Source organism: Nodosilinea sp. AN01ver1 (assembly GCF_050565655.1).
In the GTDB taxonomy this organism is placed as follows: Bacteria; Cyanobacteriota; Cyanobacteriia; order Phormidesmidales; family Phormidesmidaceae; genus Nodosilinea.
Genome location: NZ_JBNXVS010000002.1, coordinates 21,582 through 38,270 on the forward strand (window position 1 = coordinate 21,582; position 16,689 = coordinate 38,270).

Annotated in this window: 16 protein-coding genes and 1 pseudogene; 9 read left to right on the plus strand and 8 right to left on the minus strand. The window is 59.0% G+C overall.

All coding sequences use genetic code 11. The features are described from left to right. Positions 1–156 precede the first annotated feature (156 nt). Positions 157–1,647: a DUF3747 domain-containing protein gene (locus ACQ4N7_RS02615; RefSeq protein ID WP_430710077.1), complete on the plus strand. Its 1,491-nt coding sequence runs from the start codon at positions 157–159 to the stop codon at positions 1,645–1,647. 16 nt (positions 1,648–1,663) lie between these two features. Here ACQ4N7_RS02615 and ACQ4N7_RS02620 read toward each other — a convergent pair whose 3' ends face one another. The 3 genes and pseudogenes from ACQ4N7_RS02620 to ACQ4N7_RS02630 all read right to left on the minus strand — a co-directional run. Beyond that, positions 1,664–2,302, minus strand: coding sequence for a Uma2 family endonuclease (locus tag ACQ4N7_RS02620; RefSeq protein WP_430710078.1), 639 nt, complete (start codon positions 2,300–2,302; stop codon positions 1,664–1,666). 80 nt (positions 2,303–2,382) lie between these two features. Then, positions 2,383–2,823 carry a hypothetical protein gene (locus ACQ4N7_RS02625; RefSeq protein ID WP_430710333.1) on the minus strand — a complete coding sequence of 147 codons (441 nt, stop codon included), beginning with the start codon at positions 2,821–2,823 and terminating at the stop codon, positions 2,383–2,385. A gap of 276 nt (positions 2,824–3,099) precedes the next feature. Further along, positions 3,100–3,240: pseudogene (locus ACQ4N7_RS02630) on the minus strand (cold shock domain-containing protein); the annotation flags it as partial. Between the two features lie 166 nt (positions 3,241–3,406). Here ACQ4N7_RS02630 and rsmA point away from each other — a divergent pair. From rsmA to nth, 4 genes are all read left to right on the plus strand, one after another. Next, a complete protein-coding gene (rsmA, locus tag ACQ4N7_RS02635) occupies positions 3,407–4,246 on the plus strand; it encodes a 16S rRNA (adenine(1518)-N(6)/adenine(1519)-N(6))-dimethyltransferase RsmA (protein WP_430710079.1) in 840 nt (279 codons plus the stop codon). Between the two features lie 147 nt (positions 4,247–4,393). Next, entirely contained in the window at positions 4,394–5,338 is a 945-nt protein-coding gene (gene ispE / locus ACQ4N7_RS02640; RefSeq protein WP_430710080.1) for a 4-(cytidine 5'-diphospho)-2-C-methyl-D-erythritol kinase, read from the plus strand. Positions 5,339–5,438: 100 nt separating this feature from the next. Further along, positions 5,439–6,530: an RIP metalloprotease RseP gene (gene rseP / locus ACQ4N7_RS02645; RefSeq protein ID WP_430710081.1), complete on the plus strand. Its 1,092-nt coding sequence runs from the start codon at positions 5,439–5,441 to the stop codon at positions 6,528–6,530. 112 nt (positions 6,531–6,642) lie between these two features. Further along, positions 6,643–7,350, plus strand: coding sequence for an endonuclease III (gene nth, locus ACQ4N7_RS02650; protein WP_430710082.1), 708 nt, complete (start codon positions 6,643–6,645; stop codon positions 7,348–7,350). A gap of 156 nt (positions 7,351–7,506) precedes the next feature. On the opposite strand, the gene ACQ4N7_RS02655 is transcribed toward nth, so the two are convergent. After that, complete coding sequence (locus ACQ4N7_RS02655; RefSeq protein WP_430710083.1) at positions 7,507–8,055, minus strand: response regulator transcription factor; 549 nt, start codon at positions 8,053–8,055, stop codon at positions 7,507–7,509. A gap of 428 nt (positions 8,056–8,483) precedes the next feature. Between ACQ4N7_RS02655 and ACQ4N7_RS02660 the strand changes: the two genes are divergently transcribed. Continuing rightward, positions 8,484–9,521 carry a hypothetical protein gene (locus ACQ4N7_RS02660; RefSeq protein ID WP_430710084.1) on the plus strand — a complete coding sequence of 346 codons (1,038 nt, stop codon included), beginning with the start codon at positions 8,484–8,486 and terminating at the stop codon, positions 9,519–9,521. A gap of 28 nt (positions 9,522–9,549) precedes the next feature. Here the strand turns inward: ACQ4N7_RS02660 and ACQ4N7_RS02665 are convergent, their stop codons facing one another. The 3 genes from ACQ4N7_RS02665 to ACQ4N7_RS02675 are packed head-to-tail and all read right to left on the minus strand — an operon-like array spanning position 9,550 to position 11,917. After that, the gene (locus ACQ4N7_RS02665; RefSeq protein WP_430710085.1) at positions 9,550–10,482 is read right to left on the minus strand and encodes a DMT family transporter; all 933 of its coding nucleotides are present in this window, start codon (positions 10,480–10,482) and stop codon (positions 9,550–9,552) included. 59 nt (positions 10,483–10,541) lie between these two features. Next, positions 10,542–10,973, minus strand: a complete 432-nt coding sequence (locus ACQ4N7_RS02670; protein ID WP_430710086.1) for a TIGR02588 family protein — start codon at positions 10,971–10,973, stop codon at positions 10,542–10,544. After that, complete coding sequence (locus ACQ4N7_RS02675) at positions 10,973–11,917, minus strand: TIGR02587 family membrane protein (protein WP_430710087.1); 945 nt, start codon at positions 11,915–11,917, stop codon at positions 10,973–10,975. Before ACQ4N7_RS02675 ends, ACQ4N7_RS02670 begins: the two co-directional genes overlap by 1 nt. A gap of 225 nt (positions 11,918–12,142) precedes the next feature. On the opposite strand from ACQ4N7_RS02675, the gene ACQ4N7_RS02680 reads away from it, so the two are divergent. The 3 genes from ACQ4N7_RS02680 to ACQ4N7_RS02690 all read left to right on the plus strand — a co-directional run bounded on the left by ACQ4N7_RS02680 (position 12,143) and on the right by ACQ4N7_RS02690 (position 13,665). Next, complete coding sequence (locus ACQ4N7_RS02680) at positions 12,143–12,574, plus strand: FKBP-type peptidyl-prolyl cis-trans isomerase (protein ID WP_106920719.1); 432 nt, start codon at positions 12,143–12,145, stop codon at positions 12,572–12,574. A 130-nt stretch (positions 12,575–12,704) separates the two neighbouring features. Continuing rightward, positions 12,705–13,304: a superoxide dismutase gene (locus tag ACQ4N7_RS02685; protein ID WP_430710088.1), complete on the plus strand. Its 600-nt coding sequence runs from the start codon at positions 12,705–12,707 to the stop codon at positions 13,302–13,304. Between the two features lie 118 nt (positions 13,305–13,422). Continuing rightward, positions 13,423–13,665, plus strand: a complete 243-nt coding sequence (locus ACQ4N7_RS02690) for a hypothetical protein (protein WP_106869797.1) — start codon at positions 13,423–13,425, stop codon at positions 13,663–13,665. Here ACQ4N7_RS02690 and ACQ4N7_RS02695 read toward each other — a convergent pair. Further along, positions 13,631–16,672: a bifunctional diguanylate cyclase/phosphodiesterase gene (locus ACQ4N7_RS02695; RefSeq protein WP_430710089.1), complete on the minus strand. Its 3,042-nt coding sequence runs from the start codon at positions 16,670–16,672 to the stop codon at positions 13,631–13,633. The two genes, ACQ4N7_RS02690 and ACQ4N7_RS02695, sit on opposite strands and share 35 nt — an antisense overlap. Between the last annotated feature and the right edge of the window lie 17 nt (positions 16,673–16,689).

A 16,689-nucleotide genomic window follows, 5' to 3' on the forward strand; every position in this document is an offset into this window, starting at 1 on the left:
GGGCCGGTTTTGTCTTCGTTAAGGACAATTGGTAAACTGCGACACGTTACTTCGCGATCTGCCCTTGCCATCGCCACAATCGTGAGTAGCATTAGGAGTCTTGCCAGCCTTAGACCTCGTTTGCTACTCCACTCTTCACACCGCTTCACAACCGCTATGGCCCTGCTGTCTCGTCCACTGAACACGTTATTTACGACCGCTGCCGTGGTGCTAGCGGGGCTAGCTGCCGCCCCGATGGCCAGGGCACAGCAGTTTGAGCAACAGCCCATCGATCCCAGCCTGGCCGTGGCGATCGCGACGCCCGTGCGCGACGGGGCCTTCTACAACCTGATGATTTTGGAGCAGATTCCCAACCAGCGGCAGTGCTGGCAGGAGCAAAACCAGGGGAGTGGGCCAGTGGCCATCGACCCGCTGCTGCTCAACTTCGACTTTACCGGAGCCTGCGATCGCAAGACCGATGCCAACGGCTACTCGGTGCGCGTCAACGGCCAGGACCTGGGCGTGCAGTACCGACTGGAGATTTCTAACCGGCAGAATGATCTGGTGCTGTTTGCGCGGCCCACCCGCGATCGCAGCGCCCCGCCGATCGAAATTGGCCGCACCAATGGCCGCCCTCAGAGTGGCACTAGCGGCTTTCTCAAAATTCAGCTCAACCCCGGCTGGCAGATGGCCCGCCGCACCTACAACGGTCAGCCCCTCGGCCACATCTACCTCACCCACGACGCGCCGCTGGACGTACGCCTAGCCGCAGGAGCCGCGCCGCCCCTGTCGCAGGGCGCACCAGCCCCGGCGCTGCCCACCGTACCCAGCACCCCCATTGCCCAAACGCCGCCACCGCCACCCAGCGGCACCACACCCACGGGCAACCACTTTCGCGTCATCGTGCCGATTGTCAACAACAACACGCTACAGCAGGTGCGCGCCGTAGAGCCCGAAGCCTTTCGCACCAGCGTCGATGGCCAGGATGTCGTACAGGTGGGTCTGTTTCGCGATCGCCAGCGGGCCGATGAGGTCTACAACGCCCTGGTCGCCGCCAGTCTGCCCGCCAAGATTGTTTCTGCCTCGGCCCCAGCGGTGGCCTCAACCCCAGTCATTCCGCCTATCCCCCAGGGGGCGATCGCAGTAGTCATTGACCCCGGCCACGGCGGGCGCGACCCCGGTGCTGTCGGCATCGGTGGCCTGCAAGAAAAGCAGATCAACACCGCCATCTCTAACCGGGTGCAGCAGCAGCTTCAGGCCGCTGGCATTACCGTACTCATGACCCGCAGCAGCGATGTCTTTGTGGACCTTGACGCCCGCGCCCAGTACGCCAACCGGGCCGGGGCCAGCGTATTCGTCAGCATTCACGCCAACGCCATCAGCATGGACCGCCCCGACATCAACGGCCTGGAGACCTACTACTACTCCAGCGGTGAGCGGCTGGCCCGCAGCATTCACGCCAGCGTTTTAGGGAATACGGATATGCGCGATCGCGGCGTGCGCACCGCTCGCTTCTATGTGCTGCGCTACACCACCATGCCCTCGGTGCTGGTCGAAACCGGCTTTGTCACCGGGGCGCAAGACGCTGCTCGCTTCCGCGACCCCGCCGCCGTCAACCGCATCGCCGACGGCATCGCCCGAGGTATTTTGAACTATTTAGGTCGGTAAATGAAGGCGGGGAAAGCTAATTGGTTTTAGAGACAAACTGCCGGACTGCTTTGACCACGGTTAGATCAGTCCCAGTTTCTCGTAGCGCAACCCATGATTGCAGCTGCTCTACCAATACTCCAGGGAAGGCCAAACTGCTCTCCAATTCACGGATTTGCTCGCCGCGCAAGTCTAAGATCTTGACCCTGCCGTTGCTGTAAAGCCAGAGTTCGGGCACCCCAAGCACCTTGTAAATAACCAATTTCTGATTCGACGCACTGGCAGTATCTACTTCCACCGCCAGGTCTGGCGACAAATTTGGCGGAATTTCAGGATTCAACCCCTGCACCAACCCAGCATTTTGAATAAAAAAGCAGCTATCAGGTTCAATCCCTTTATCTAAGTCTTCGCGGTTCCAGGTGGTCGAGCCTAAGTCGACCATCTCTAGCCCCAATTCTTCTGCCAGCGTAAAAATAATCTTGCTCAACAGTCGATTAACAATCTCATGGAGCTTACTGGGCATGCGAATCTCTAAGCTCCCATCGCTGTAGGTGAGCCGGGTAGCTCGGCTATCCCCCAGTTCCGATAAAAACAGCTGGTAGTGCTGCCAGCTCAATCCCGACACGGTTATGGCACTGCCCGGAGACAGCACAATTTGACTCAAAGGGGTTGCCAAGGCAACGGACATAAATAGGTCAAAAACTACATCAGAATGATAACAAGCTGAGTCAGAAGCTACTGCGCTGTAAACCAGGTCTATCGAGGTGCTCTGCGCCAGCCCGCCGCGATCGCCTCAGCCTCGGTACAAAACCACCGCTCTCCCTTGTCGAGATGAATTTCTGTCCCTTCATAATCCTCCATGCCGGGAACATGGTAGAGCTTATTGCCGCTTGAAATCGAGATATTGCCTTTGACCATACAGGCAGGTTCTGTAACGGCTTCAATAGGCGAGAGCGGAGTCGTAGTGCTGGGCGGCGCAGTAGGCGAGAGCGGAGTCGTGGTGCTGGGCGGCGCAGCGGGTGAGGGTGGAGGTGTATTACTGGGCGGCGCAGCGGGTGAGGGCGAAATAGTGGTGTTGGGCGGCGCGGCGGGTGAGGGTGGAGGTGTATTACTGGGCTGTGCAGCAGGGGAGGGCGGAGTCGTCGTATTTGGCGGCGCAGCAGGGGAGGGCAGAAGACTCGCAACAGGCGATAGCAAGGAAATTCTATGGACAAACAACAAGGCGAACAGGGCAACAGTAGTAAGGCCTAAAATACCCACAAGAGCTTCGAGCCAGAAATCTTGTTTTGGTTGACGCCCAGTTGTCCGAGAGCGGGGCGTTGTGGCAATAGATTTAGCTGTCTGGGGACGAGGCGTTGTTGAGATAGGTGTAGTAGTTTTCAGTGGGTTGGGCATGATGCCTTGAATGGAGGCTTTAGCAGCACGTACCTTGCCATCAGGTTGAGTCACTTTCTCGTATAGGATCGTATCTCCAACCTGTGGACGGCGACAGTCTCTTGGCAAAGCGCTGATGTGTAAGAAAACATTTTTACCCCCACCTTCAGGTTTAATAAAGCCAAAGCCTCTGTCATCCTTCCAAGAAGTCAGTTGCCCTTTGTCAGGAACAGGTGCCATGCAATCGCCTCGTCAGGGTTCTCTAATTTGTAGGTTTCCCTAGGCAGGTGATTGGGCTGACAGCCCTAGGACCAGTTGAACTATAGCGCTCAGTTTGTAACATCTACATGCCTGTCTCTGTCGAGGAGAATAAGCGGCCTAACCGTTCAATTTATTGCAAGACGCCATGTTCTCTCAACCGACTCGTAAGCGCTTTGGCCAGCACTGGCTCACCGATGAGAAGGTGCTTCACCGCATGCTGGAGGCCGCCGCCGTTACCCGGCAAGATACGGTGCTGGAGATTGGCCCCGGCACTGGGGTGCTGACCCGCTGGCTGCTGCCTTTGGCCAACGCGGTGATTGCCGTCGAGATCGATCGCGATCTGGTCCGCAAACTCAACAATCAGTTCGCCAAACACGACAACTTTCGCCTGGTGCCGAGCGATATTCTTGAGCTAGACATCGCTGCCGCCTCGCGGGACAAACACTTTGACTATGGCCTGCCCAACAAAGTTGTCGCCAACATTCCCTACTACATTACCGGACCAATTTTAGAGAAGCTGCTGGGCACTCTGGCTGCGCCAAACCCAGAGCCCTACGATGCGATCGTGCTGCTGGTGCAGAAGGAAGTAGCCGAGCGGCTCTATGCCAAACCGGGGAAGAAAGCCTTTGGAGCGCTGTCGGTGCGGGTGCAGTATTTGGCCGACTGCGAGCTGGTCTGCCCGGTGCCCGCCCGCGCCTTTCAGCCGCCGCCCCAGGTCGATTCAGCGGTGGTGAAGATTACGCCGCGATCGCCCGCCACTCCCTCCAACGACCTGGCTGGGTTCGATCGCCTGGTCAAGCTGGGCTTTGGCAGCAAGCGCAAGATGCTGCGCAACAATCTCAAAGGCGTGATCGATCGCGACGATCTAGAAACCATCATGACATCCCTCGGCATTGAACCCACCGCTCGCGCTGAAGACCTCAGCGTTGAGCAGTGGGTAGCGCTGAGTAATACAATCCTGAAGCAGTCGTCAACGTTGGGTTAAAGGGCGCTGGTTCGCTGGCGCTAACCTTAATCTACAAGCGCTGATGAACGGCTGGTGGGCATCGCCCACCCTACGACAAACCCCGGCAAACCGAGCAGACAAAACGTCTGCCCTACGGACACTCGCCACTTCACCAAGGATCGCTCGATGCGTCTCTACTCCCTGCTGGCCGCCGCCAAAATCAACCTGTATCTCGAAATTGTGGGCAGCCGCCCCGACGGCTTTCACGAGCTGATCATGGTGATGCAGAGCATTAGCCTGTGCGATCGCATCACCGTGCGCAGCATTGGCGTCGATGAGATTCGGGTGCGCTGCGACCACCCGCTGGTGCCCGCCGATGAAACGAATTTGGCCTACAAGGCGGCGGCGCTGGTGAGCGATCGCTGTCCTGGGGTGATGGCCAAGCTGGGCGGCGTCGAAATTACCATTGAAAAGCAAATTCCAGTTGGGGCGGGGCTGGCGGGGGGGTCATCTAATGCCGCCGCCGTGCTGGTGGGGCTAGATCTGCTGTGGAATTTGGGGCTCACCCGCATTGAGCTGCAGGAACTGGGGGCTGAGCTGGGGTCAGACATCCCGTTTTGTGTGTCGGGGGGTACGGCGATCGCCACGGGCCGAGGCGAGCAGCTCGACCCCCTGCCCGGTATTGACAACCTGCACCTGGTGCTAGCCAAGTACGAGTCGGAGTTTGTCTCCACCCCCTGGGCCTATAAAACCTACCGGGCCGAGTACGGCGACACTTACCTAACCGATGCTCAGAGCTGGCAGCAGCGGCAGTCGCAGGTGCGATCGGGCGAGATGGTGCGATCGGTGGCCCAGCGCGATGCCAAGGCCCTCGGCCAGCATCTCTGCAACGACTTTGAGAAAATTGTGCTGCCCGCTCATCCCAAAACCGCTGCATTAAAAGAAACCATGACCAGCCTGGGTGGGCTGGGCACGCTGATGTCGGGCTCTGGCCCCTCAGTGTTTACCCTGGCCGAATCGGAGGCTGAGGCCGAATCGCTGGCTACTCGGCTGCGGGCGGCGCTGCCCGACCCCGATCTGGGCGTATGGACGGCGCAGTTTGTGTCGGGCGGCGTGCAGATGGGCGGCTAACCAAAAGGCTGAGAATACGCCGTGGTGAGGATACCCCACCGTGCAGGGCGAGAAGCAACGCTAGAATGAGTAAATTGTTCTTAACCTATCGGGTTTGTCTATGTCGGTTTTAGCTGCGATCGCGGTCATAGCCCTGCTGGTAGCCGTTCACGAGGCAGGGCACTTCATGGCCGCTCGGCTACAGGGCATTCACGTCAATCGCTTTGCCATCGGCTTTGGTCCTATCTTGTGGAAATTTCAGGGAGCCGAAACCGAATACTCCCTGCGGGCGATTCCCCTGGGCGGCTTTGTGGGCTTCCCCGATGACGACCCCGACAGCGACATCCCCACCAACGATCCTGACCTGCTCAAGAATCGCCCTATTCTCGATCGCGCCATTGTGATCAGCGCTGGGGTGATCGCCAACCTGGTGTTTGCCTACCTGGTGTTTGTGGCCCAGTTTGCCGCTGTCGGCATTCCCGAAACCTTCAACCCCCAGCCCGGCATTCTGGTGCCCCAGGTAATTTCTGAGAGTTCACCAGCGGGTCAGGCGGGCATTCGCCCCGGCGACGTGCTGGTCGCCGCCAACGGCGAACCGCTGGGAGCTGGGGAAGAGAGCATTCCCGCCTTCATTCAGCTGATTAAAGAAAGCGCTAACCAGCCCGTAGACCTGACCGTGCAGCGCGGCGATCGCCAGCTAGATGTTTCAGTCACGCCCGAAATTGGCAGCGACGGTTCGGCGGTCATTGGCGTACAGCTACAGCCCAACGGCGACTTTGGCTACCGCCGCCCCAAAAACCCCATAGAAGTCTTTACCCTGGCCGCCCAGCAGTTTCAAGACACCCTGGTGCGTACCGTGAAGGGCTTCGTCATGCTGATTACCAACTTTGGCGAAATGGCGAGTCAGGTGGCCGGGCCGGTCAAAATCGTGGAGCAGGGGGCAGGGTTGGCCAAATCGAGCGCTGCCATGCTGTTTCCCTTTACCGCCATCATCAGCATTAACCTGGCCATCATCAATATTTTGCCTCTGCCCGCCCTGGATGGCGGTCAGCTGGCGTTTCTTGCGATCGAGGCCCTGCGCGGCGGCAAGCCCCTGCCCGATCGCATTCAAGAAAACGTGATGCAGACCGGTCTGGTGCTGCTGCTCGGCCTGGGCGTCTTTCTGATCGTGCGCGACACCACCCAGCTCGAATTCTTCCAAAACCTCCGGTAGGGAATGTTGAGACCCCAAAATGGTGCATCGCTGCGCGGATGCACCCTACGATTTTCTGACCAATAGCGCCAGGTAATTCTTAGGCTACTACCAATCCACCCCTCACCTCTCCATGCCCAACCAGCGGCGAGCCTCTAAGAAACAGCGGGCGCTTGAGATTTTGATTCGCCTCAAGCGGCTTTACCCCGAAGCCCCCTGCTCCCTAGATTTTAAGAATCCGCTCCAGCTGATGATCGCCACCATGCTGGCGGCCCAGTGTACCGATGAGCGGGTGAATCTGGTCACGCCAGCCCTGTTTGCCGCCTACCCCGATGTCTACGCCTTCGCTGAAGCCGACATAGAAGACCTGGAGCGTCTGGTCAAATCCACCGGGTTCTACCGCAACAAAGCGAAGAATATTCGCGCCGCCTGCCAAAAAATCATCACCGACTTCAATGGCGAAGTTCCCGCCCGCATGGATGACCTGGTCACGCTGCCCGGCGTGGCGCGCAAAACCGCCAATGTGGTGCTGGCCCACGGTTTTGGCATCAACGGCGGCGTCACGGTCGATACGCATGTTAAGCGCATTACTAACCTGCTGGGGTTGACCAAACACGCCGACCCGGTCAAAATCGAGCGCGACTTGATGAAGCTATTGCCCCAGGCCGATTGGGAAAACTGGTCGATTCGTCTGGTGTACCACGGGCGGGCGGTGTGCAACGCCCGCAACCCCCAGTGCAGTCGATGTGATCTGGCGGATCTCTGTCCCTCGGCCAGGGTGGTTCCAGTCACTCAGGCATTGGCTAAAGTCTCAACCTCCAGCGATGCTGAGGTAGTTTGAGGGGCGATCGCACCATCCCATCATCATCCGTCTTTATCAATAGCTGACCCCTGGAGCTGTGGTTCAACAGCACCGTAGAGGGCCGCTACCGTGGCACCGTAACAGAAAACCGACAGCCAGACGGGGTGTCTGGCTGTCGGCGATATAGTTCAGCTTCTACTGCCGTCTTTTTTCGTGAATACTCTTCATGTGACGCTTGACGGTGTTCACACTGATAAAGAGTTGTTCAGCGATCGCGCTGTAGGAGCAGCCCTGCATAGCTAGCCGCCAAACGTCACTTTCTCGTGCCGTTAGCTGATAGCGATAGGTATCGAAGGCGGCGCGCTGGGCTGATACTTCCTGCCGATTTTCGATAGAAATCAACAGATAAGTGGGCTCAACTTCGCCCCAGTCAACCCAGTCACCGGTTAGGTGAACACAGCATTGACCCTCAATATCGATTTCATCGTGAAGCTGTAGGCGCTGATTGGGAAAGTCCTCCCGGCTTTCAATCATGGACTTGCAAAGCGTCCGAATTTGGGTGGGCAGTGACCAGAGATCACGCCATTCCACTCGGTCTGCCGGTGATGCAGGGCCAGCACCAGCCTGTAGAACCTGACAAAGTTCCCTAGCTTTAGGGCTACTCTGAATCACGTGGCCCAGCCGACTGACCAGCAGTAACCCTTGCGACGGGAACAGCTGATCCAGGATGGTCTCGAACAACATTGACAAAAAATCAATGGAAGCCACCTGACCCACCGGACGGACCGATCTGAGGGAGGGCGCTGGGCTGGAGGAAAGCTGCGGTAACGTAGCCTGACTTTGACCTTGGTTGGTAGTACTAAACACCCTTCTGACCTCACAGTGAAAAAGCATCAGCAGTGAATTGCAGGGAAGGGAATCTACAGGGACGATGAATTTGGGGGCTGCAACTCAATCTAAACACCACAATGCCGTCAAACCTGACCCCTGCCCAGGACCAGCAAGCAGGGCTCTAAAGTAGACGGTATAAGGGCTACAGGGTTCTGAACAGGGCCGAAGCAGCGTGAAGTAGGGTGAAGTTTTTTCACGCGATCGCCCCAGCAGCGTCACAATTTACTTCATAACAGCACCCATTTAGCAGCGTCCTGTACAGCCTTAATTGGGAGATGTTGATGCCTACCGCCAGCAAGGTCAATCAGTGGTTCCCACCAGATGTTGAGCGCCGCTACGTCGATCAGGTAACGGGGCAGTCTGGTCTGACCCGGCGGCAGGCGATCTGCTTTGTCCGGCTGTGGGCCTATGCCTGCTATCAACAGGCCCCCCAGCCCCACCCCCTGCGAGAGCTGAGTCCTGAGCATCATCAACTCATCTGCCCCCACAGCACCGCTGCCGATTTGTTCTATTCAGACCAGCCGCGCGGTAGCGAACGGGCGGCCGGTCTGATGATCAATCAGCTGGTGAAAAAGCACTGGGTGAAGCGAACGACCTGTGAAGGCTATCCCTCTCAGCTGAGCCTGCAAATTCCCCCTAGTTTTTTGCCCCAAACCGCCTCAGAAGGACTGGTTCAGGTGGAGGCTAATGCCTTCGATCCCCGGCGGGATGCTCCCCTGGTGGCGTCATTTATGGATGAAAGCTACAGCTGGGTTAGTCAGCGCACCGAGAATGCGTCGTTCAAAATTACCCGAGTCTTGAGGCGATGGGCGACCCAATATCCCCAGGGGCTGAGGGTGCTGAGGCAGGTTATAGACCAGTCGCCGGTGGCGGTTGCCGCGTTTTACCCCGCCCATCCCGATTCTGAGGCCATGTTCCACAGTCCGCCCAGTGCCAGTCTTCATCTGGTTACCCTGGACGATACCGACCCCATTCAGCTGGCATCGCCAGGCGATCCAGACTGCTACGTCGTGTTTGTGCGCGCCTGGCAGTTTAGGCCTGAGTTTTGGTGCTATGCCAACGTGTGCGAGTTTCTAGCCGATTCCCAGGCCACCTTAAGGGCGATGCAGCAGGAGTTTCCCAATCTATCCGATATCTACACCATCACGATTCACCCCAATTTAGAGGCCTTTGCCATGGCGCTGGGCTTTAAGCCGCTGAAAGCGGATCCAGCCTCGTCGATCCGCTGGTACTACATTGCTCTAGACGATTTTCTGGCCTTAGATGGGGATGAGACGCTGGTCGAATTTGACTTCAGTGCGCCCTATTTATCCGGCTAGCTGATCGGGCTCAGCCCCTGGCGGCTGTCTAGGCCGCCTTGGTAAAACTGAGCAGGCCGACGCTAACGGTGACCAGCAGCACCCCCAGCCCCTGCACCAGGGAAAGCTGCTCTTGCAGCACGCCCCAGGCCAGCACCGCCGTCAGAGCGGGGTTGGCCGCGCCCAGCATAGAGGCAGCGGTAGCCCCCACCACGCGAATGCCCAGGTTGTTGAGCACATGGCCAGTCAGGGTCGCGATCGCCGACAGCAGGCCTCCCATCCACAGCGCCGGCCACAGCAGCCCCGCCAAATTTCCCGGCCACAGCAGCAGGCACACCGCCGACAGCACCAGTGTTACCGCAAAGCTAATGCCCGTAAACGGCACCGGGTGAAAGGTTTCAAAGGCTTTTTGAGCCGCTACGGTGTAAAAGGCATAGACCACACCCGAGGCCAGGCCGAAGGCCACTCCCAGCCAACTTTCAATCGCCGCCCCCGTCATGGGAATCGTCAGCGCGCTGCCCAGCAAAATCAGCGCCAAAATAGCCCAGCGACTCGCGCTAGGCCGATGACCAAACCAGTACCAGTCCAGCAGGGCTGTGTAAACCGGAAAAGTGAAGAACAGGGTTAGCGCAATGCCAGCGGCGATGCGTCCCACCGACACATAGAGCAGCGCCAGGTACGAAAACATCAGCACTCCCCCCACCAGGGCCAGGTAGAGTTCGCGGCGATAGCTGGCCGAGCCTAAGCGGCGCAGGTCAGCCCACATAGCCGGGTATACCGGCGGCAGCAGCACCGCCATCAGCGGCACCCCCACCAGCATGCGCATAAACATCAGCAAAAATGAGTTGGGCAGGGTCGGTGCCACAAAGCCGCCGGTTTCTACCACGCCCAGCAGGTCAGAGGGCGTAAACAGCACCCGTGTAATCAGATTTTGGGCCCCAAAGCAAATGGTCGCCAGCAAGATTAAGACGTAGCCGAGCATGCATCCCCCTTTCTTTAGATTAGGGATGCCGTTTGTCTTGCGCCCCACTGCAAAGCATTCTACGGCAGACGGTAGCTGGCCACCCGCACGACTAAATCCCCCCCCTGGGGATCGTGGGTAAAGACAAAGCTGCCCGCCTTGGTCTCGTGGCCCGAGAGAAAGTCAATTTGCTGCTCGCCCGTCTCGTCGTCGGCCCCCTCAATGTTGAGTTCACCCGTTACCTGCACCATGCGGGCAATGCGACCGCCGGTATTGGTAATAGCAAAGGGCACGTAGTAGCGGCCATCCGTGACACGCACTGCCTCAGACACCGTTACCGCAAAAGCGGGGGGCTGGGTTTGGTTAGTTTGCCAGTCGAAAAGAATCAGCCCCACCAGCCCCAGCAAAATGAGCGAGGCCACAATAAACGTTACCCACTCGGCGGCAGAGCGCTGGGTGAAGCGTTTAGAGGCATCAGCCGAGGTTGGGCTGGGGGGGTTGGGCAAGTCCATTAGATCAGGATACGGCCTGCGGCTCCGCCAATGGAGGCTGGCAGCCCTAATACTAAGATATTGCTCAGCCATTCTGACCAGGGGTCGCTGGGGTTGAGCTGCTGAAACAGCACCAGCATGGCCAGCGAGGCCAGCAGCGCCACCAGGTAGGCCACCAGGGTTTCGGTGATGGGGCTAAACAGCAGGCCCCGCTGCCGCCGCTCGGCGCGATCGGCAAAGCCAGAGGCAAACACAACCGCATAGGAGAGGCCCAGGGAAGCCGCCATAATCAGCAGCAGCCACAGCGGCGGCAGGGAGGCGGCCAGTAGAGGCACTTCCTCGGTGGGGGCAATGCTAAAGGCAATTAGCACTGCGCCAATCAGGGCGGCGTCAAAGTCGACCAGGGCATCGCCCAGATTGCCTCGGGTAGGGAAGGTCAGCCGCCGCGATAGAGGAGCCGTCGTGCGGCGGTTAGCAGCGGGTTCAGCCTCCGACTCAGGGCTGGTTTCTGCCCTGACACGCCCCCGCTTACCCTGCAGAGTCGATCGCGCCAGGGCTACGCCCAGGGCAAAGGGCACGGCTTCAAACACCACTTTGCCCAGCACCTCCGCCAGGGGCGTAGCGAGGGTAATGCGGCGCAGCAGCACCAGGGCCAGAGCTGCGCACACTACCCCAATGGCAACCGCTTCAATGCTTTCGAGCAAGGTCTCTAAGGGGTGCAGGCTGAGGGTCTGGCGAAACCCTTCGACCTGGGTGAGCAGCCCTACGCCAACCAGGGTGGCCGCCAGCACCGCCAGCAGCCAGCGCGGGTCGGTAGCGGCCCCAATCGACCACACCTCCACGGTGTACAGCAGGGGAATGCCAAACAAAAAACCGCCCACCGCCCCTTGCAGAATGGCCTGAAACTCGCTTAGCCAGATGTTGGCCTCGGCTTGGGGCATGGGTTTGTCGATGGAGGTAGCCATCGTGGAGATCTCGGCTCTAAGACTGGGAGCAATGCTCTACCTACAGCATATCAAGGGGTTTAGCGATCGCGCAGGTTCACCCTCCGCCCCTTTTGCCCGGTACGCCCTGGCCCGAAACCTTAGGAAAATCTCTAGTATTGCCGGGGTGCGCCAAAATGCCCGCTAGCGTGAACAGGCAGCTTATATAACCACGCGAAAACCCTAGTGCACTGCAAGGATAGTTTTATGACCCAGGCTAAATCAGGCGACAGCGTTGCCATTCACTACACCGGCAGACTCGAAGACGGCACCGTATTTGACTCCTCGCGCGATCGCGACCCCCTAGAGTTTGCCATCGGCAGTGGCGAGGTGATTCCGGGTTTCGAGGCGGCGGTGGTAGGCATGACCCCCGGTGACGCCAAAACCGAGGTAATTCCAGCTGAAAAGGCCTACGGTCCTCATCGGGAGGAAATGGTTATGGTCGTTGAGCGCCACCACATTCCTGATGACATTCCGCTCGATGTCGGCCAGCAGCTGCAAATTCAAGGGCCTCAGGGCCAGATTGTGCCCGTGATGGTGACTGACCTCTCAGAGGCCGATGTCACCCTCGACGCCAATCACCCCTTAGCAGGAGAAACCCTGATTTTCGACATCGAACTGGTGTCAATTCAGGGCTGAATACTGGCCAAAGCCTGTCTAAAGGCCTATTTAAAGGGGCCGTTTATCCTATCCCCCTCCACCCCAGGGGGATAGTTTTTCATAGGCCAAGCGATTTATGATGCCCTCGGCCTTTACCCCCAGGAGCCCCATGGCCTACGAATTGCCCCCTCTGCCCTATGCCTACGATGCTCTGGATCCCTATATTTCTAAGAGCACGCTGGAGTTTCACCACGACAAGCACCACGCGGCCTACGTCAGCAAGTATAACGATGGCGTCAAAGGTACCGACTACGACAGTAAGCCCATTGAAGAGGTAATCAAAGCGATCGCCGGAGATAGCTCCAAGCAGGCTCTGTTCAACAACGGTGCCCAGGCCTGGAACCACACCTTCTACTGGAATTCGATGAAGCCCGGCGGTGGCGGTACGCCCTCGGGCGATCTGGCCAGCAAAATCGACGCCGACTTTGGCAGCTTTGACAAGTTTGCCGAGGAGTTTAAGACAGCTGGTGCCACTCAGTTCGGCAGCGGCTGGGCCTGGCTGGTGCTCGACAACGGCACCCTCAAGGTGACCAAAACCGCCAACGCCGATAACCCCCTCCCCGCCAATCAGGTGCCTCTGCTCACGATGGATGTCTGGGAGCACGCCTACTACCTCGACTACCAGAACAAGCGCCCCGACTACATCGATACCTTCCTTAAAAACGTTGTGAACTGGGATTTTGCCGCCAGCAACCTCGCCGCTGCATAGGTTGGCGACAGTCAACAGTCGTGCTCCGCGACTCACAGGGGCGGGCTCCGGCTCGCCTCTTTCTTGGTTTATACGAGGCCCCTCGAACCTCAAGCCTTGAACCTTACCCCCTCTCCCTATGCTGTTTGCCGACCCAGACTATCCCCACGTCGTGCTGTCGTTTACCTACCGGGGCTTTTTCCTGGAGCTGGATCAGAGCACCGAAGACGGGCTGCCGCTGTACGCCGTTTGGGCTACCCACGATCGCGGCTGTGCCGTAGCGGTACCCGGCGTCGTCAGCCGCACCGAGGCTATCTACAAGGCCAAGCGCTGGGTCGACCGCCGGCTTAAGCCACCGGGTGAGGCCGGTAGTAGGCGGTAGCCTGGGCCAGCCAGCTATCGACTTCGACGGCAGGCTGGGGACGGCCAAACCAGTAGCCCTGGCCGTAGTCGCAGCCGAGCCGCTTGAGGGCGCTGACCTGCTCCGAGGTTTCAATCCCTTCGGCGATCGCCCGAAAGCCCAGCTGCCGCCCCAGATTAATAATGGTGTGCACAATTTTTTCGTGGCTGAGGCTGGTCTCCATCTGGCTGACAAAGGAGCGATCGATCTTGAGGCTGGTGATGGGAAAGCGGTACAGGTAGCTGAGCGACGAGTAACCGGTGCCGAAGTCGTCAATGCTGAGGGCAATCCCCCGCTGGCGCAGGCCGTTGAGCACCGCGATCGTGTCGTCAATGTTGTCAATCAGCATGCTTTCGGTAATCTCTAGCACCAGACTGCGGGGCGAGAGACCGGCATTGTGCAGCGCCGCATCGACTCGCTCTAAAAGGCCCTGGCTGTGCAGCTGCAGCGCCGACAGGTTGACGCTAACCGTCAGCCCCAGCGCCTGGGAGTAAGTGCGCTGCCAGGTGGCCATCTGGCTACAGGCTAGCTCTAGCAGCCAGTAGCTGAGGGGCACAATCAGCCCAGTCTCTTCGGCTACCGAAATAAATTCCCCGGGCATCACCAGGCCCCGCTGGGGGTGCTGCCAGCGCACCAGCGCCTCAAACCCTCTGACCTCGACCGTTTGCAGGTCAATAATGGGCTGGTAGTAGAGCACAAACTCTTCGGGGTGGTTCAGCAGGGCGGAGCGCAGTTCGGTTTCAAGGGTGAGTCGGGCGATCGCGCGATCGTGCATACTGCTGTCAAAGACTTGATAGCCGTCGCGCCCCCCGGCTTTAGCCCGGTACATAGCCGTATCGGCATCGCGAATCAGGTCGGAGGCCGACTGGTAGTGAGCGCTGCCCATCACCAGCCCCAGGCTAACCGTAGCAAACATCTGGTGACTGCTGAGCTGAAAGGGCTGGCGCAGCATCTCCAAAATTTGCTCGGCCATAGTCTGGGCCTGATCAATGTTGTCGATATTTTCTAGCAGCACCATAAATTCATCGCCCCCCAGGCGCACCGCCAGGTCGGTCGACCGCAGCACGGCCATCAGCCGACTGGCTACCTCCATGAGCAGCTCATCGCCAATCAGGTGGCCCAGGCTGTCGTTGACCACCTTGAAGTGGTCAATATCTAAGAACAGCAGAGCAAAGCGGTAGCTGCTATCGGTTTGGGCCTGCCGCAGGGCGGTATCTAGCCGCTCTTGGAGCTGCTTGCGGTTGGGTAGCCCCGTCAGACTGTCGTGGCAGGCGTCGTGCTCAAGCTGGCGGCGCATTCTCACCTGGTCGGTGACATCGCGGGAGGCGGTCTGGAGCTGCACCACCGCACCTGTGGCATCGACAATGGGCCGTGTAAACGTCTCCAGCCAGATGTAGTAGCCCTGATGGTGGCGCATGCGGCAGACCACGGGCCGTAAGGTCAGGGGCTGGCCTGCGGCAGACGGATACAGGTATCGCTGACATTCCGAGAGGTCATCGGGGTGCACCAGGGTACAGGGATGTAGACCAATTAGCGATTCAGGGGTGTAGCCCAGCAGCCACTGCACCGAGGGGCTGACGTAGAGATAGGTCCCATCGAGGCTGTGCAGACAAACCAAATCGCTCATGTTTTCAGCCATCAGGCGAAACAGGGCCGCCTGCTGCTGAATTTCGGCGTTGGCCCGCTCAACATCGGCCTTAGAGCGCTGTAGGTCGCCAAACGATGACTCTAGCCGCGCGGCCATGCTGTTAAAGGCCTGGGCCAGCCCTTCCAGCTCCTGCATGCCCGTCGGACCAATCTCCTGGTTGAGATCGCCGTCGGCAATGGCCTGCGAGGCCGAGCTAAAGGCGCTCAGGGGTCGAGTAATCCAGCGGCTGGTGTAGAGACCCGAGGCGATCGCACCCACCAGCGCCAGAGCACACAGGGCGATCGTATTGCGGCGACTGGCCCGAATCTCAGCCATAAAGTCGTCTTCAGGCATGAGCACCACAATCAGCCAGTCAAGTCCGTAGTCGTCGCTAACGGTAGCTACCTGCATAAACTGGCGCTTGCGGTTGAGCGTAAACTCAGTCTGCTGGGGCTGAATGCGGCGACCGTCGCCCCCCGACTGGTTGAGCAGCAGTTGGGCACTGGCTCGAATCAGCGGGTCTGAGTTCGTCACCGCGTAGGATCGCCGCGGGCGACCGTCAACCACCTCGTAGGGGGCGACCGTGGAGGTGGCCACCAGCAGGCCCGATCGCTCCATGACGAACGCCTGCCCGTGCTCGCTAATCGGCATCTCCTGCAAAAAGCGGCTGATGTGGGAGAGAAAAAAGTTATTGCCCAGCACGCCAAGCAGTTTGCCGCTGTCGTCGTACACCGGCCTAGAGGCCGAAATCGCCAGCATGGGCAACGCGTGGTACGGGAAAATTTCGCCCCAAACCGGGCCTTTGGCCTGCACCGCTGCCCGGTACCAGGGGCGGGTTAGCGTATCCCAGTCGGGCGCTGACTGCACCAGTTCGGCGGGCTGCCCCGTGGCCACATCGATCTCTAAAAACTGAACGTGGTTATCCAGCGAAGGCCCACCGCGCATCAGCTGGTGAGCCTGCTGACCCAAAACAGTGTGGCCCACAAACTCGCCGTTAGCCTGTCCCCAAAAAATTGAGTCGATGTAGGGAAATCGCTGCGATTGCCGCATGAAGTGGCGAAACAGGTCTGCTTGATTGGCTGGATCGACCTGCCCCAGAGCAATGGCATCGTAATTGAGCTGGTTGACCAGGTGGGAAGTGGCCAAAAACGATTCCAGCTCGTGATCAATGTGGTGTGAGACCGCATCGCGCAGCTGGCTCGCCACCTGGTTCACCGCCCGCTGCCCCTGGCGCATCGAGAGCCACCCCGTTAGCCCTACCGCCACCGACACCTGTAGCACAAAGGGCACCACAATCAGCAGCCGCAGCGGAATATGACTCAACGCACCTCGGTTTGGCACGGCAGGAAAACGATGCCCCATGTAGCCGGTAATACCAA

Coding starts and splice junctions, on each gene's coding strand:
- ACQ4N7_RS02660 (WP_430710084.1), top strand. CDS start 8,484: ATGCCTACCGCCAGCAAGGTCAATCAGTGGTTCCCACCAGATGTTGAG.
- ACQ4N7_RS02695 (WP_430710089.1), bottom strand. CDS start 16,672: ATGGGGCATCGTTTTCCTGCCGTGCCAAACCGAGGTGCGTTGAGTCAT.
- ACQ4N7_RS02685 (WP_430710088.1), top strand. CDS start 12,705: ATGGCCTACGAATTGCCCCCTCTGCCCTATGCCTACGATGCTCTGGAT.
- rseP (WP_430710081.1), top strand. CDS start 5,439: ATGTCGGTTTTAGCTGCGATCGCGGTCATAGCCCTGCTGGTAGCCGTT.
- ispE (WP_430710080.1), top strand. CDS start 4,394: ATGCGTCTCTACTCCCTGCTGGCCGCCGCCAAAATCAACCTGTATCTC.
- ACQ4N7_RS02615 (WP_430710077.1), top strand. CDS start 157: ATGGCCCTGCTGTCTCGTCCACTGAACACGTTATTTACGACCGCTGCC.
- ACQ4N7_RS02675 (WP_430710087.1), bottom strand. CDS start 11,917: ATGGCTACCTCCATCGACAAACCCATGCCCCAAGCCGAGGCCAACATC.
- ACQ4N7_RS02680 (WP_106920719.1), top strand. CDS start 12,143: ATGACCCAGGCTAAATCAGGCGACAGCGTTGCCATTCACTACACCGGC.
- rsmA (WP_430710079.1), top strand. CDS start 3,407: ATGTTCTCTCAACCGACTCGTAAGCGCTTTGGCCAGCACTGGCTCACC.
- ACQ4N7_RS02665 (WP_430710085.1), bottom strand. CDS start 10,482: ATGCTCGGCTACGTCTTAATCTTGCTGGCGACCATTTGCTTTGGGGCC.
- ACQ4N7_RS02670 (WP_430710086.1), bottom strand. CDS start 10,973: ATGGACTTGCCCAACCCCCCCAGCCCAACCTCGGCTGATGCCTCTAAA.
- nth (WP_430710082.1), top strand. CDS start 6,643: ATGCCCAACCAGCGGCGAGCCTCTAAGAAACAGCGGGCGCTTGAGATT.
- ACQ4N7_RS02655 (WP_430710083.1), bottom strand. CDS start 8,055: ATGTTGTTCGAGACCATCCTGGATCAGCTGTTCCCGTCGCAAGGGTTA.
- ACQ4N7_RS02690 (WP_106869797.1), top strand. CDS start 13,423: ATGCTGTTTGCCGACCCAGACTATCCCCACGTCGTGCTGTCGTTTACC.